This window comes from Tropicimonas sp. (genome assembly GCF_047971885.1).
In the GTDB taxonomy this organism is placed as follows: domain Bacteria; phylum Pseudomonadota; class Alphaproteobacteria; order Rhodobacterales; family Rhodobacteraceae; genus Tropicimonas.
The window spans coordinates 1-15,744 of record NZ_JBKEAE010000198.1; the positions used below are offsets into that span (position 1 = coordinate 1).

13 protein-coding genes are annotated in these 15,744 nt (G+C 65.3%); 6 read left to right on the plus strand and 7 right to left on the minus strand.

The window, feature by feature from the left end; all coding sequences use genetic code 11:
* From ACK5IR_RS16425 to ACK5IR_RS16455, 7 genes are all read right to left on the minus strand, one after another.
* The coding region (locus ACK5IR_RS16425; protein ID WP_416930403.1) for an AAA family ATPase at positions 1-725 on the minus strand (725 nt) is incomplete at its 3' end.
* A 69-nt stretch (positions 726-794) separates the two neighbouring features.
* On the minus strand, positions 795-1,184 hold the full coding sequence (locus ACK5IR_RS16430; protein ID WP_416930405.1) for a ribulose bisphosphate carboxylase small subunit: 390 nt from the start codon (positions 1,182-1,184) through the stop codon (positions 795-797).
* Positions 1,185-1,195: 11 nt separating this feature from the next.
* A complete protein-coding gene (locus ACK5IR_RS16435) occupies positions 1,196-2,650 on the minus strand; it encodes a form I ribulose bisphosphate carboxylase large subunit (protein WP_416930428.1) in 1,455 nt (484 codons plus the stop codon).
* A gap of 23 nt (positions 2,651-2,673) precedes the next feature.
* The gene (fba, locus tag ACK5IR_RS16440) at positions 2,674-3,753 is read right to left on the minus strand and encodes a class II fructose-bisphosphate aldolase (RefSeq protein WP_416930407.1); all 1,080 of its coding nucleotides are present in this window, start codon (positions 3,751-3,753) and stop codon (positions 2,674-2,676) included.
* Positions 3,754-3,810: 57 nt separating this feature from the next.
* Positions 3,811-5,844 (minus strand): transketolase, encoded by a 2,034-nt coding sequence (gene tkt / locus ACK5IR_RS16445; protein ID WP_416930409.1) that lies wholly within the window; start codon positions 5,842-5,844, stop codon positions 3,811-3,813.
* Between the two features lie 14 nt (positions 5,845-5,858).
* A complete protein-coding gene (locus ACK5IR_RS16450) occupies positions 5,859-6,731 on the minus strand; it encodes a phosphoribulokinase (protein WP_416930412.1) in 873 nt (290 codons plus the stop codon).
* Positions 6,732-6,740: 9 nt separating this feature from the next.
* Positions 6,741-7,748, minus strand: coding sequence for a class 1 fructose-bisphosphatase (locus ACK5IR_RS16455; protein WP_416930414.1), 1,008 nt, complete (start codon positions 7,746-7,748; stop codon positions 6,741-6,743).
* A gap of 105 nt (positions 7,749-7,853) precedes the next feature.
* Between ACK5IR_RS16455 and ACK5IR_RS16460 the strand changes: the two genes are divergently transcribed.
* The 6 genes from ACK5IR_RS16460 to ACK5IR_RS16485 all read left to right on the plus strand — a co-directional run.
* The gene (locus ACK5IR_RS16460) at positions 7,854-8,804 is read left to right on the plus strand and encodes a LysR family transcriptional regulator (RefSeq protein WP_416930416.1); all 951 of its coding nucleotides are present in this window, start codon (positions 7,854-7,856) and stop codon (positions 8,802-8,804) included.
* Between the two features lie 84 nt (positions 8,805-8,888).
* The gene (locus ACK5IR_RS16465) at positions 8,889-10,202 is read left to right on the plus strand and encodes a sensor histidine kinase (protein WP_416930418.1); all 1,314 of its coding nucleotides are present in this window, start codon (positions 8,889-8,891) and stop codon (positions 10,200-10,202) included.
* A complete protein-coding gene (locus tag ACK5IR_RS16470; protein ID WP_416930420.1) occupies positions 10,199-11,191 on the plus strand; it encodes a HupU protein in 993 nt (330 codons plus the stop codon). The genes ACK5IR_RS16465 and ACK5IR_RS16470 overlap by 4 nt, the downstream gene beginning before the upstream one ends.
* Positions 11,188-12,618: a nickel-dependent hydrogenase large subunit gene (locus tag ACK5IR_RS16475; RefSeq protein ID WP_416930422.1), complete on the plus strand. Its 1,431-nt coding sequence runs from the start codon at positions 11,188-11,190 to the stop codon at positions 12,616-12,618. The genes ACK5IR_RS16470 and ACK5IR_RS16475 overlap by 4 nt, the downstream gene beginning before the upstream one ends.
* On the plus strand, positions 12,618-14,858 hold the full coding sequence (hypF, locus tag ACK5IR_RS16480; RefSeq protein ID WP_416930424.1) for a carbamoyltransferase HypF: 2,241 nt from the start codon (positions 12,618-12,620) through the stop codon (positions 14,856-14,858). Before ACK5IR_RS16475 ends, hypF begins: the two co-directional genes overlap by 1 nt.
* A gap of 224 nt (positions 14,859-15,082) precedes the next feature.
* The coding region (locus ACK5IR_RS16485; RefSeq protein ID WP_416930426.1) for a hydrogenase small subunit at positions 15,083-15,744 on the plus strand (662 nt) is incomplete at its 3' end.

Sequence of the window (15,744 nt, forward strand, 5' to 3'; positions counted from 1 at the left end):
CGGCGCAACCGGATATAGGCGTCCATCGCCGCACGCCCGGGCGTATCGAAACGATAGCCCAGCAATCCAAGCATCGAGGCCGATATCCGCCCAAGTTCGGCGTCGGTATAGTCGGGAAACTCGATGTGATGGGCGATGCGCGACCGGAAGCCGGGATTGGCACTGAAGAACCGGTCCATACGGTCGGCGTAGCCGGCCATGACGATCACCAGATCGTCGCGGTTGTTTTCCATCACCTGCAGCAGGATCTCGATAGCCTCCTGCCCGTAATCGCGTTCGTTGTCGGGCTTGTAGAGGTAATAGGCCTCGTCGATGAACAGCACCCCGCCCATGGCCTTTTTCAACACCTCTTTCGTCTTGGGTGCGGTATGGCCGATATACTGGCCGACCAGATCGTCGCGGGTGACACTGACCAGATGCCCCTTGCGGACATAGCCCAGCCGGTGCAGCAGGCCCGCCATCTTCAGCGCCACGGTGGTTTTGCCGGTGCCGGGATTGCCGGAAAAGGACATGTGCAGGGTCGGTGTCTCGTTGGCCAGCCCCACCTCGCGCCGCGCCCGGTCGACCAGCAGCAGGGCCGCGATCTCGCGGATGCGCCGCTTCACCGGCGCCAGCCCGATCAGTTCGGTATCCAGTTCGTCCAGCCCCGCGCGCACGCCCGAGCGTTCGTACTCGTTCCGCAGGTTCACCGTTGCGGGCAGGGCCGTTTCTGTCCCATCCTCCATGGGGCCGCCTTTCATCCTGACTCGTTTGTCCCGCCGGGGTCAGGGGGCGCGAAGCCCCCTTTCCGGCATTCAGCCGACCAGCTCGTGCGTGTAGCGGATCGAGCGCCCATCGACCTCCTGCCGCCAGCAGCGGAACGAAGGCTCGGTCGGCGGGCGGTTGACGATGAAGGACATCATCACAGTTTCGCCACCGCGACGGTTGTCGAAGGCGTTGATGCGGATGTAGCTGTCGCCAAATGCCTTGCGACAATCCTCGAGCGCCATCATCACGCCTTTGGCGTCCTTCAGGTCGAACATCGGATTGCCCCACATTTCCCAATAGGTGTTGCGCGGGTGCGGCTCGTCGGTGAACTCGATTCCGACGGCCCATTCCCTCGACAGGATATATTCGACCTGCGCGGTGATCTGGTTGTCGTCCAGATCGGGCAGGAAGGAAAAGCAGCCCTGGGTAATACGCATGTTTCGCTCCCTTAGCTGACCGAAGCCGTCGGCACGAAGTCCGAGGTGTCGGTCGAGGTATAATTGAAGGTGACGTTGCCCCAGGTCTCGAGCGCGGCGTCCAGCGGCTTGCACCATCTGGCGGCGCGGCGCAGCACCTCGGGGCCGTCGGTGGCGATGTTAACGCCCTCGTTCCGGGCCAGCACCATCGCCTCCAGCGCCACCCGGTTCGCGGTTGCGCCGGCCTGGATGCCCATCGGATGGCCGATGGTGCCGCCGCCGAACTGCAACACCACATCGTCGCCGAACAGATCGATAAGCTGGTGCATCTGCCCGGCGTGGATGCCGCCCGAGGCGACCGGCATGACCTTTCTCAGATCGCCCCAGTCCTGTTCGAAGAAGATGCCGCGTGGCAGATCGACCTCGTTCCTGATCTCGCGGCAGATATTGTAGAAGCCCTGAACCGTCAGCGGATCGCCTTCCAGTTTGCCGACGGCGGTGCCGCAATGCAGGTGATCGACCCCGGCCATGCGCAGCCATTTGGCGATCACACGGAAGCTGATGCCGTGGTTCTTCTGGCGGGTGTAGGTGCCGTGACCGGCGCGGTGCATGTGCAGGATCATGTCGTTCTGGCGGCACCAGTTCGACATCGACTGAATCGCCGTCCAGCCGACGATCAGATCGACCATGACGATGCAGGAGCCCAGTTCCCTGGCGAAATCCGCCCGGCGGTACATTTCTTCCATCGTACCGGCGGTGACGTTCAGGTAATGGCCCTTGACCTCGCCGGTGGCCGCCGTGGCCTTGTTCACCGCCTCCATGCAGTACAGGAACCGGTCGCGCCAATGCATGAACGGCTGGCTGTTGATGTTCTCGTCATCCTTCATGAAATCGAGCCCGCCCTTCAGCCCCTCGTAGACGACGCGGCCGTAGTTCTTGCCCGAGAGGCCCAGCTTCGGCTTGGTCGTCGCGCCCAGAAGGGGGCGGCCGAACTTGTCCAGCCGCTCGCGCTCGACCACGATGCCGGTGGGGGGGCCGGCAAAGGTCTTCATGTAGGCGACGGGAAAGCGCATGTCCTCCAGCCGGGCGGCCTTCAGCGGCTTGAAGCTGAAGACATTGCCGATGATCGAGGCGGTGACATTGGCGATCGAGCCTTCCTCGAACAGGATCAGGTCATAGGCGACCCAGGCGAAATACTGCCCCTGCTGCCCCGGCACCGGCTCGACCCTGTAGGCCCTGGCGCGGTACTGATCCGCCGCCGTCAGCCGGTCGGTCCAGACCACGGTCCAGGTCGCGGTCGAGCTTTCGCCCGCCACTGCCGCCGCCGCCTCGATCGGGTCCACACCCTCCTGCGGGGTGATGCGGAACAGGGCCAGCACGTCGGTATCGCGGGGTTGGTAATCGCCGTCCCAATAGCCCATCTGCGCGTATTTCAGCACGCCCGCGGCATAGCGCTTTTTCTTGTCGGTGATTTCGGTCTTTGACATCTCGTTCATGTTCCTCCCTCCTCTCATGCGGCTTTCGCGCCGGTGATGGCCGGGTCCAGCGCCCCCGACGCATATCGTCTGGCCATCTCGTCCATCGCGATGACCCTGATCCTGCCGGCGTGTCCCGCCGTGCCGAAGCGTTCGAACCGGTCACGGCACAGGCTCTCCAGTTCCTCCATCGCCGGAATAAGGAACTTGCGCGGATCGAATTCCTCCGGCCGGTCGCGGGCGATGCGGCGGAACTGGCCGGTCATCGCCATGCGGCAATCGGTGTCGATATTCACCTTGCGCACACCGTGGCGGATGCCGCGCTCGATCTCCTCGACCGGGACGCCCCAGGTCTGCGGCATCGCCCCGCCCGATCGGTTGATCAGATCCTGCAGGTGCTGCGGCACGCTGCTGGAGCCGTGCATCACCAGGTGCGTGCCGGGCAGGCGCTCGTGGATCGCCTCGATCACATGCATGGCCAGAATGTCGCCATCCGGCTTGCGGGTGAACTTGTAGGCACCGTGGCTGGTGCCGCAGGCGATGGCCAGCGCGTCGCATTTCGTCCGGGCGACGAAATCGACCGCCTGATCGGGGTCGGTCAGCAACTGGCTGTGATCCAGCCTGCCCTCGGCGCCCGAGCCGTCCTCGGCTGCCGCCTCGCCGGTTTCCAGCGATCCCAGCACACCCAGTTCGCCCTCGACCGAGGCGCCGACGCCATGCGCGGCCTCGCTCACCCTGGCGGTCGTCGCGACGTTGTAATCGTAATCGGCGGGCGTTTTCATGTCCTCGTGCAGCGAGCCATCCATCATCACGCTGGTGAAGCCGTGCCGGATCGCCGACATGCAGGTCGCCATGTTGTTGCCGTGGTCCTGATGCAGACAGATCGGAATTGCGGGGTTCATCTCGGCCAGCGCCTCGACCATGCGGCGCAGCATGATATCGCCGGCATAGCTGCGTGCGCCCCGGCTGGCCTGAAGGATCACCGGCGCATCGACGGCGGCGGCAGCCTTCACGATGGCCAGCCCCTGCTCCATGTTGTTGATGTTGAAGGCGGGCACGCCATAGCCGTGTTCGGCGGCGTGATCCAGCAATTGTCTCAGTGTGATCAGTGTCATGTCAGCCCCTCCCCGGGCCGCATCTTCTCCATTCGCGATTGACGCGGCGTTTCTTCCTCACGGCAGCGCCGCGCTGCCGACCTGCCCGGCGACCGGATTCCGACGGACGGATCTGATTGCTGCGCCCGCCACCGCCTCGGGCGTGATGCCGAACCGGCGATAAAGATCCGCGGCAGGAGCGGAGGCGCCGAAGCCGGTCATCCCGACAAAGATATCTCCCCGTTCCAGCAGAAGTTCCCAGCCGTGACGGACCGCCGCCTCGATCCCCACTCTCGGGGCAGTCCCGCGCACCCGGATCCGGTAATCGGGTGGCTGGATCGCGAACATCTCGAAACAGGGCACCGAAACCACGGCGGCGCGCACCCCCTGCCGGGCAAGGATCTGTGCCGCTGTCGCTGCGGTCTGCACCTCTGATCCGCTGGCGATAAGCGTCACATCGCGCCCGTCCTCGGGCTCGGACAGGACATAGGCGCCGCGCGCGGTCAGGTTTTCGGCCACGTGCCGGCGGCGAAGCGTCGGCAGCCCCTGGCGCGAGAGGATCAGCGCCGTTGGGGTCCGCACCGCCGCCGCGGCCAGCGCCCAGGCTTCGGCGGTCTCGACCGCGTCGGCCGGGCGGATGACATTCAGGTTTGGCATCGCCCGAAGCGAGGCGAGCTGTTCGACCGGTTGATGTGTCGGGCCATCCTCGCCCAGCCCGATGCTGTCATGGGTCAACACATAGGTGACCGGCAGCCCCATCAGCGCCGACAGCCGGATCGCGCCGCGCGCATAGTCGCAAAAGGCCAGGAAGGTGCCGCCATAGGGGCGGAAGCCCCCATGCAGCGCCATCCCGTTCATCGCCGCCGCCATGCCATGTTCGCGAATGCCATAATGGACATAGCGCCCGCCGTAATCGCCGGGGCCGACCGCGCCCATCCCCATGGTCCTGGTGTTGTTCGAGCCGGTCAGATCGGCCGAGCCCCCGACCATCTCCGGCAGGGTCGCGTTCACCACCGCCAGCGCCATTTCGCTGGCCTTGCGGGTGGCGACCGTCGGTGCGTCGCGGGACAGTTCCCGCTTGAACGCAACGATTGCCGTCTCCAGCGCCGCGTGATCGGGCGCGGCCAGCGCGGCGTGGAACCGCTCGCGCAGGGGCGATCCGGCCAGACGCTCCCGCCAGTCGGCCCTTGCCGCAGCGCCGCGTGCCGCGATGGCCTGCCAGTCGGCATATACCTGGTCCGGCACCTCGAAGGGCGCGTGCGGCCAGCCAAGGGCCTTGCGGGCGGCGGCGATCTCGACTGTGCCAAGCGGCGCGCCGTGAACGTCATGGCTGCCCTGTTTGCCCGGCGCGCCGAAGCCGATCACCGTGCGGCAGGCGATCAGGCTGGGGCGCGGATCGTCGCGGGCGGTGGCGATGGCAGTTGCGATTTCCTCGGCATTGTGGCCATCGACATGCAGCACATGCCAGTTGCTGGCGGCGAAACGCGCGCCCTGATCGGTCGAGGTGGACAGATCGGTGCCGCCGTCGATGGTGATTCCGTTATTGTCCCACAGTACGATCAGCCGGCCCAGCCGCAGATGGCCTGCCATGTCGACCGCCTCCTGGCTGATACCCTCCATCAGGCATCCGTCTCCGGCGATGACATATGTGTAATGGCTCACCAGATCGTCGCCGAACCGGGCATTCATCATCCGTTCCGCCAGCGCCATGCCGACAGCGGTCGCGATACCCTGTCCCAGCGGGCCGGTCGTGGTCTCGATTCCCAGGGCATGTCCGTATTCGGGATGCCCGGCGGTCCGGCTGCCCATCTTGCGGAATGCACGGATCTGGTCCATGCCCATATCCGCATAGCCCAGCAGATGATGGACCGCGTAAACCAGCATCGAGCCATGTCCCGCCGACAGGATGAAGCGATCGCGGTCGGCCCATTCCGGTTCCTTCGGGTCGAGCCGGATGAAGCGCCTGAACAGCACCGTCGCCACATCCGCCATGCCCATCGGCATGCCGGGATGGCCCGATTGCGCCGCTTCGACCGCATCCATCGTCAGCGCGCGGACCGCACTTGCCATGCGGGTTTCGGCCGGGGTGGCCTCGTGACAGATCTGGTGCATCGGATTCTCCTTCGTCAGACCCGCCGGCTTTCATCCACCAGGCGATGGATCATCGGCGTGAAGATGAGTTGCATCGCCAGATCGAGTCTGCCGCCCGGAATCACGATGGAATTGGCGCGGGACATCCAGCTGTCGTGGATCATCGAGATCAGGTAGGGAAAATCGATCCCGCGCGGATTCCTGAACCGGATCACCACCAGGCTTTCGTCGGCGGTGGGAATCCAGCGGGCGACGAAAGGGTTCGAGGTATCGACAACCGGCACCCGCTGGAAATTCACGTCGGTTTCGGTGAATTGCGGGCAAATGCAATGCACGTAAGCGTGCATCCGGCGCAGGATTACGTCGGTTACCGCCTCCGTCGAATAGCCCCGGCTGACCTTGTCGCGATGGATTTTCTGGATCCACTCCAGATTGATTACCGGCACTACCCCGATCTTGAGATCGGCGTATTTCGCCACATTTGCGTCGTCACTGACCACCGCCCCGTGCAGCCCTTCGTAGAACAGCAGGTCGGAGCCGCTTTCGAACGGTGCCCAGTCGGTGAAGGTGCCGGGCGCGGCGCCATGACGTTCGGCCTCGGCATCGTTGTGAATGTAGTGCCGGGTCTCTCCGGTGCCGGTCTCGCCATAGATGCGGAAGACCTCTTGCAGCCTTCCCAGATAGTTGGCCTCGTAAGAGAAATGGCTGAAGGTCTCGTCTCCGGCCGCCTTGCGGGATTCGAGTTCGGCCGTCATCGCCGCGCGGTCGAAGCGATGGAAGGCGTCACCCTCGATGGATATGGCGTTGACGCCTTCACGACGGAAGATCTGGTCAAACGTGCTCTTGACAGTGGTCGTGCCCGCACCCGAGGAACCTGTGACGGAAATGACCGGATGTTTCTTGCTCATCTTTTTTCCTCATGCCCGGAAAAGGCCGCGCTGGCCAAACAGTGCCGAAGCTTCCGCCGGTGGCAGGTCGTGGTAGGCTGTGACGCGATCAACCTTTTCCTTCGAACCGAAAACCAGCGGTGTGCGATCGTGCAGCCCGCGGGCGGACTGATCGAGAATCGACGTATGGCCATCCGTCGCGCCGCCGCCCGCCTGTTCGATCAGCATTGCGATGGGGGCGCTTTCGTAGACCATCCGCAAACGACCGCGCTGATAACCCGGCCGCGCATCCGCCGGGTACAGAAACAATCCGCCGCGTATCAGGATCCGGTGCGTTTCGGCCACCAGCGAGGCAATCCAGCGCATGTTGTAGTTGCGCGAATGCGGACCGTCCTCGCCCGCCAGGCAATCGTCGATATAGGCACGCACCGGCGCGGACCAGTGACGATAGTTCGAGGCGTTGATCGCATATTCCGGCGACTTGTCCGGTATACGCAAGCGTGCGGAAATCAGCATGAAACGCTGGCTTTCGGGGTCGAGCGTATATAGCCGCGTGCCCGCGCCGAAGGTTATCACCAGCGATGTCTGCGGCCCGTAGATGATGTAGCCCGCAGCAATCTGCTCGGAGGCCTTGCGCAGCAGGCTCGTCATTCCGTCTGCTGCGGCGGGGTAGATCGAGAAGATCGTGCCGATCGACACATTCACGTCGATATTCGACGACCCGTCGAGCGGATCGATGGCCAGCGCGAGCGTCCCGGTTTCGTCCAGTTCGGTGACGGTCTCGCGCTCCTCGGAGCCATAATAACGGACACCCGCGCCACGCGCGGCAGCGGCGAAGGCCTCGTCGGCCATGACATCCAGCGCCTTCTGGCCATCGCCACCGCTGTTCCGGCCCACCTGCACACCCAGATCCTGCCCCATGGCACCGCGGGCGATCAACCGTGACAGACGGCGTCCAACCTCGCAGATCGCCGTGACGACGGCGCGGCAATCCTCCGGGATGTCATCGGGATCGATTGGTGTTGCCGCGTTTGTCATCTGCCCCTCCCGCATCACGAACGTCTTGCGCCTGAGGAGAGCTTTCACGTGGTGTAATTTTTTAAAATTTAATTCTATCAAACTATGATTTATGATTTTTTAATCATGCCCAAGCAAAGACTCAGTCTCAGACAGCTTCGCGCTCTGGTAGCCGTGGTCGAGACCGGCGCCATTACCCATGCCGCCGGGCGGCTCAATCTGACCACGCCCGCGGTTCATACCCAGTTGAAAATACTGGAAGACTTTCTGGATATACCGTTGCTGACACGGCCGCGCGGCGAAGCCATGACCCCGACCGATGCCGGCCAGTTGCTATACGATGCCGCCGCCCGCATTGACGGAGAGCTGGATCGTGCGCTGCGCGATATCGCGGCGCTGCGCAGCGGACACGAGGGCCGGGTTCACATAGGTGTCGTGTCGACAGGAAAGTACTTCGCACCCCGAATCGTCGCCCGATTGCGCAGGCTTCACCCCGGCATCGTCATCAACCTTTCGGTCGGAAACCGGCAGGCGATCATCGGGATGCTGCAGCGTCGCAGCCTGCATCTGGCGATCATGGGCCGTCCGCCGCGCGAACCGCTGGTGACCGCGCTGGCCATCGCGCCACATCCGCACGTCATCATCGCCGCACCCGATCATCCGCTGGCCGGCATCGGAAAGGTGCCTCTTGCCGCCCTTCTTGGTGAAACCTTCATCATGCGCGAGGAAGGGTCCGGCACCCGGATCCTCGCCAACCGGTTTCTCGACCGGATCGGCGGCGACCGCTGCACGGAAACCATCGACATGGACAGCAACGAGACCATCAAGCAGGCGGTGATGGCCGGGCTGGGCATCGCGATGATCTCGGAACACACGGTGACCGAGGAGTTGCGAAACCGGCGGATCGTCCGGCTGGAGGCCGAGGGTCTGCCGATCGTCCGGCAGTGGTTCCTCCTGCATCCCGAGGATACGCCGCTGTCTGCCAGCGCCGCGCGGATCAAGGCCGAGATTTCCCTGATGAGGGACACCATTTTCCCGGCCATGCCGACAGAAGCCGTTCAGGCGGAACGGAAATGACCGGTCCGGCCGCTTTCGCGAATCCGCGTTCCCTTGCGATGGCAACTGCCCTACGCTGACGACATGGGCCAGTCACACAGCCATATGTCCGAGAGAAACCGGGTGCCGCCGTCGGCGATGGACGACAGTTCGTGGGCCGAGGTGCTGGAAGCCGTCGACCGTACCTATGCCGAACTGGTCGCCTATCAGGACCAGCTTGAGCAGCGGAACACCGAACTTCTTGGCCTGCGGCGGCTTCTGGGGTCGATCCTGGAATCGATGACCGATTACCTGATCGCGGTTGACAGGAACGGCCGCATCGAGGAGGCGAGCACCTCGTTCGCCGCATTTGCCGGCATCGAGAAATCCGGGCTCGAAGGCTGCATGCTGGCGGATTATCTGAACGCGGAAGAGCGCGAGCGGCTGAACGCGGCCCTTGCCCTGGCGAACCTCGGGCAGGGCAGCGAACTGGAACTCAACATGACCCCCGCCGGAAATGCCGAGCCTATCGAATTCCACATTGCGCCACGGCTCGACCGGCGCCGCAAGGGTATCGGCGCGGTATTGACCGGGCGGCCGCTGGGCGAACTCAGGCGCATGTATTCGGAACTGACAGACAGCCACGATGCGCTGAAACAGGCGCAGGGACAGTTGGTCAGGAACGAAAAGCTGGCCTCGCTGGGCCGGCTTCTTGCCGGGGTCGCGCACGAGCTCAACAATCCCATCAGCTTTGTCTATGCCAATACTCATGCGTTGGAAAAATATCTGGGCCGGTTCGAAACCTATTTCGAGCACGTCCAGTCAGGAGCCAGCCGGGAGGACCTGATTGCGCTTCGCTCCGAGTTGAAGCTCGACCGTGAACTGAGGAATCTGCGCACCGCAATTTCCGGTGCGCACGAGGGCGCCGAGAGGGTTCGCGATATCGTTGCCGATCTGCGCCGCCTGTCTTCGGACGGGTCGGGCGAATTCGCCACCATCGACCTGGTCGAGACAGCCCGCATCGCCGCAAGCTGGATCGAACGCGGCTGCAAGTCTGCCGTTACGATCCGGATCGAGGGCGAGACGACCTGCCCGGTCATGGGGCGTTCGGGTCATATCCAGCAGGTATTGCTGAATCTGGTTCAGAACGCCGTCGATGCCACCGAGGGCCAACCCGATGCCGAGGTGCGCATCCGGGCGGTGCGCGAGCCGGGTTTTGCCTATCTGGATGTTTCGGACAACGGGCCGGGCGTGTCCGAGGATGCCGCGCCCCGAATATTCGATCCGTTCTACACTACCAAGCCGGTGGGGCAGGGTACCGGTCTGGGTCTGTCGATTTCGCACAAGATCGCCGTGGAACATGGCGGCATGTTGCAACTGCTGCCCTCGGATCGGGGCGCGACCTTCCGCCTGACGCTGCCGGGGGTTCAGGGCGCATGAATATCCTCTGGCTTCAATCGGCAGGATGCGGCGGCTGTACCATGTCGCTGCTTTGCGCCGAAGATCCGAACCTGCTGGATCTGCTGGATGGCGCCGGGCTGGAATTCCTCTGGCATCCGGCGCTGAGCGTCGAGACCGGTACGCCGGTGCGGCGGATGCTGGAACAGGTCGAGGCGGGTGATCTGCCGCTGGATATTCTCTGCGTCGAGGGTTCGATCCTGACGGGGCCGAACGGGACCGGGCGCTATCACATGCTGTCGGGGACCGGCCGCGCGATGCTGGACTGGGTGAGCGCGCTGGCACCGCGCGCGCTCCATGTCGTGGCTGTCGGCACCTGCGCAACCTACGGGGGGATCACGGCGGCAGGCGAAAACCCCGGCGATGCCATGGGGTTGCAATACGACGGCGCCCAGAAGGGCGGTGTTCTGGGGGCCGGGTTCACCTCGGGTGCGGGCCTGCCGGTCATCAACGTTGCCGGCTGCCCGACCCATCCCGGCTGGGTGACCGAGACGCTTCTGATGCTTGCCGGCAATACGCTGGGGGTGGCCGATCTGGACGGGTTCGGGCGGCCGCGCTTCTACGCCGATCATCTGGTCCATCACGCCTGTCCGAAAAACGAGTTCTACGAATACAAGGCCAGTGCCAGCCACCTGTCTGAAATGGGTTGCATGATGGAACATCTGGGCTGTGTCGGCACCCAGACGGTGGGCGATTGCAACATCCGAAGCTGGAACGGCGAAGGCAGTTGCACGCGCGCCGGATATCCCTGCATCAACTGTACCGCCCCCGAGTTCGAGGAACCCGGACACAGCTTCACCCGGACACCGAAATTCGGCGGCATACCGGTCGGCCTGCCGGCGGATATGCCGAAGGCGTGGTTCATGGCGCTGGCATCGCTTTCAAAGGCGGCAACCCCCCGGCGTATCGGCCAGAATGCCGTTTCAGACCGGATCCGCATTCCTCCAACCCTGCGGACACCGCGCCGATGAACCGGCGCAGGCTGATCGTCGGACCGTTCAACCGGGTGGAAGGCGATCTTGAAATACGCCTTGAGATTTCCGGTGGCCGGGTCAGCGCTGCCTATGCCAACTCGCCGCTGTTTCGCGGCTTCGAGCGCATCCTGCAGGGCAAGGACCCGCGCGACGCGCTGACCATCACGCCGCGCATCTGCGGCATCTGTTCGATCAGCCAGTCGGCGGCGGCGGCCCGCGCGCTGGCGGCGGCGGGCGGAACCCGGCCGGCGCCTTCGGGCGAAAAGGTTGCGGCACTGCTGCACGCGGTCGAGAACATGGCCGATCACCTGACCCATTTCCACCTGTTCTTCATGCCCGATTTCGCCCGCCCCTGTTACAGCGGACGGGTATGGTACGACCGGGTCCGGCGCCGCTTCACCGCGATCGGGGGCACGGCCGCGCGCCGCGCGATCGAGGCACGCGCCAGCCTGCTGCATATCGTCGGACTGCTGGGAGGCAAATGGCCGCATACGCTGGCGATCCAGCCCGGCGGCGTCACCCGCGCCCCGACCCGCCGCGACCTGCTGCGCATCCAGACCAGCCTGCGCGCCTTTCGCCGCTTTCTGGAGGAGGCGCTGTTCGGTGCGCCGCTGGAGGATTTCGCGGCATTGTCCGGTGTGGATGCGCTGATGCGCTGGCCCGGTGGCGATGCGGGGCTGTTTGTGGAAATCGCCGCCGATCTCGATCTGGCCTCGGCCGGTCCCGGGCCGGGCCGATATTTGTCCTTCGGCGCCTATCCCGGCCGCGATGGCCCGCTTTTCGCGCGTGGCGTCTGGCAGGATGGCGGGCTGTCGGCGCTGGACGAAAGCCTGATCGCCGAGGATCTCGGCCATGCCTGGATGCAGGGCGAAACCGCCCATCCCGCAACTGGCGCGACCCTGCCCGACGAGGCGATGCGCGACCCGGCCTATAGCTGGTGCAAGGCGCCCCGGCTGGGGGGGCGGGTGATGGAAACCGGCGCTTTCGCCCGGCAGGTCGTCGACGGCCATCCGCTGGCGCTGGCCCTTGCGCCAGCGGGCAGCGTACTGGCCCGTGTGGCCGGGCGGCTTCTGGAACTGGCGCGGACCCAGATCGCGCTCGAGGAACTGGTCGCCGGGATCGAACCCGAAAGCCGCTTCATGGAGGCGTTTGGCCTGCCGAAAAGCGGTCAGGGCGCCGGATTGGTCGAGGCGGCGCGCGGCGCGCTCGGTCACTGGCTGCGGATCGAGGACGGGCTGATCGCCTCTTATCAGATCATCGCGCCGACCACGTGGAATTTCTCGCCCCGCGACAGCGCGGACATCCCCGGCGCGGTCGAGGCGGCGCTGGTTGGCGCGCCGGTGGGCGATGACGAGGACACGCCCGTCATGGTGCAGCATATCGTGCGCAGCTTCGATCCCTGTATGGTTTGCACGGTGCATTGATGCGCGGCTTTTCGATCAGGATACGCGGACAGGTTCAGGGCGTCGGGTTCCGCCCGTTTATCTGGCAACTCGCCCGGCGCGAAGGCCTGCGCGGCGAGGTCCTGAACGACCCCGAAGGCGTACTGATCCGCGCCACCGGCGGCGAAGCGCAGGCTTTTGCGGCAGCGATCCGCGCCGGGGCGCCGCCGCTTTCGCGCATCGACGCCATCGAGATCGGGAACCATCATTTCCGCCGTGCGCCCGCGGATTTCGTCATCGCGGCATCGGAGGGCTCGGGCTCCGAAACCCGGATCACGCCGGATGCCGCGACCTGCGACGCCTGCCTGTTGGAAATCCGCGATCCGGCGGACCGCCGCCATGGCTATGCCTTCGCCAATTGCACCCATTGCGGACCGCGCTTCACCATCATCCGGGGCCTGCCCTATGACCGCGACCGGACCACCATGGCGGCATTTCCGATGTGCAACGCCTGCCGCGCCGAATATGGCGACCCGATGGACCGGCGCTTTCATGCCCAGCCCGTCGCCTGCGCGGAATGCGGCCCGCAGGTCTGGCTGGAACAGGGTGGCGCGCGCCACGACGGCCCGGACGCGATCGCCGGCGCCGCGCGGGCGCTCGCGCGGGGCGCGGTGCTGGCCATCAAGGGGCTGGGCGGCTATCACCTTGCCTGTGATGCCCGCAACCCGGCGGCGATCGCCCTGTTGCGCCAGCGCAAGCGCCGCCCGGCGAAGCCGCTGGCGCTGATGGCGAAACTGGAGACGATCCGCGCCCATGCCGCGCCGAGCGAGGCGGAAACCGCGCTGCTCGGCGACCCGGCCGCGCCGATCACGCTGCTGGGCAAGGCCGGCGCGCCGCTGCCCGACGGTCTTGCGCCCGGTCAGTCCACCCTCGGCTGGATGCTGCCCTATACGCCGCTGCATCACCTGCTGCTGGACGCGTTCGGCGGCCCGCTGGTGATGACCAGTGGCAACCTGTCGGGCGAGCCGCAGGTGATCGGCAATGACGAGGCCGACGCCAAGCTTGCCGCCTTCGCCGACGCTTTTCTGAAACACGATCGCGATATCGCCCGCCGGCTCGATGACAGTGTCGAGCGGATCACGCCGCAAGGTCCGATGGTACTGCGCCGGGCACGGGGCCGCGTGCCCGGCACCTTGCCCCTGCCGCAGGGGTTCGGGGATGCACCGCAGATCGCCGCCTATGGCGGCCAGATGAAATCGGCCATCTGCCTGCTGAAGAACGGTCAGGCGCTGCTGTCGCATCATCTGGGCGAACTGGACGAGGCGCTGACATGGGAGGCGTTCCTTCAGGCCGATGCCGATTATACGGCGCTGTTCGATCACCGTCCCGAACTGGTTGCCTGCGATCTGCACCCGGATTTTCGCGCCACGCACCATGCGCGCGACAAGGGCCTGCCGGTGGCGGCGGTACAGCACCACCACGCCCATATGGCCGCCTGCCTTGGCGAGAACCTCTGGCCGCGTGACGGCGGGCGCGTTGCCGGGATCGTGCTGGACGGGCTCGGTCTCGGGCCTGACGGTACGGTCTGGGGTGGAGAGGTGCTGCTGGGCGACTATTCCGGATACGAGCGTCGTGCATGGCTGAAACCCGCCCCGCTGATCGGCGGCGACAGGGCGCAGGCCGAACCCTGGCGCAATGCGCTGGTGCGGCTGGATCAGGCCGGGCTGCCGGACTGGGCCGACCGGCTGTTTTCCCGCCAGCCGCTGGCGCTGGCGCGTCAGGCGGCGGCAAGGGGTCTCAACGCGCCGATGTCCTCCAGCGCCGGGCGATTGTTCGATGCGGTGGCCGCCTGCCTTGACCTGTGCCCCGACCGTCAGAGCTATGAGGGCGAGGCTGCCATGCGACTGGAGGCCCTAGCCTGCGACGACGCGGATAATGGGTTCGATTTTGGCGCAGGCGCGGAAATCGACCCGGCGCCGATGTTCCGGGCGCTGAAAGTCGGTATCGACGCCGGCCAGCCGTCCGCGCGGATCGCGGGCGGCTTCCATGCCGCTCTGGCCCGCGCCTTCGCCCGGCCCGCAAGGGCGCTGGTCGAAAGCGGCGTGGCAGGGGCCGTGGTCCTGTCGGGCGGTTGCTTTCAGAATGCCCGCCTGCTGGCCGAGATGGTGAGGTGCCTGGACGGCATTCCGGTGCTGATCCACAGCCGGACCCCGGCCAACGACGGCTCTCTGGCACTGGGCCAGGCGCTGGTTGCCGCCGCGCGCGGGCCGGACCCGGACTGACAGCGCATCGCCGGCATTCCGGCAAGTTGTCTTGCGGCAGCGGGGATCGCCGGAAAGATACCTGCCACCCCACGCGTGCGAAATTCAGGACAACAATCTGAATTATATCGGTTTTCAGAAAATCTCAGGACCGCACGATTCCTGCCCGATCCCGACGCAATTCATGTCTTCTGAAAGAAACGCCCGCCGGACCCGGCGAAGGGAATACTACGGGAGGACCAGCCTTGAGCCAGATCGAAACCTTCTACGAGGTCATGCGCCGTCAGGGGATCACCCGGCGCAGCTTCATGAAATACTGCTCGCTGACGGCCAGTGCGCTGGGGCTCGGCCCCGCCTTTGTGCCGAAGATCGCCCATGCGATGGAAACCAAGCCGCGCACGCCGGTGATCTGGGTTCACGGGCTGGAATGCACCTGCTGTTCGGAAAGCTTCATCCGCAGCGCACATCCGCTGGCCAAGGATGTGGTGTTGTCGATGATCTCGCTGGATTACGACGACACGCTGATGGCGGCGGCCGGGCAACAGGCCGAGGCGGCGCTGGAAGACACGATCGAGAAGTATCGGGGCAACTATATCCTTGCCGTCGAGGGCAACCCGCCGCTGAACGAGGACGGGATGTTCTGCATCGTCGGCGGCAAGCCCTTCGTCGAGCAGCTTCGCCATGCCGCAAAGGACGCCAAGGCGATCATCGCGTGGGGGGCCTGCGCCTCCTACGGCTGCGTGCAGGCCGCCAAGCCCAACCCGACGCAGGCGACGCCCGTCCACAAGGTCATCACCGACAAGCCGATCATCAAGGTTCCCGGCTGCCCGCCCATCGCCGAGGTGATGACCGGTGTCATCACCTATATGCTGACCTTCGACCGCCTGCCGGAACTGGACCGTCAGGG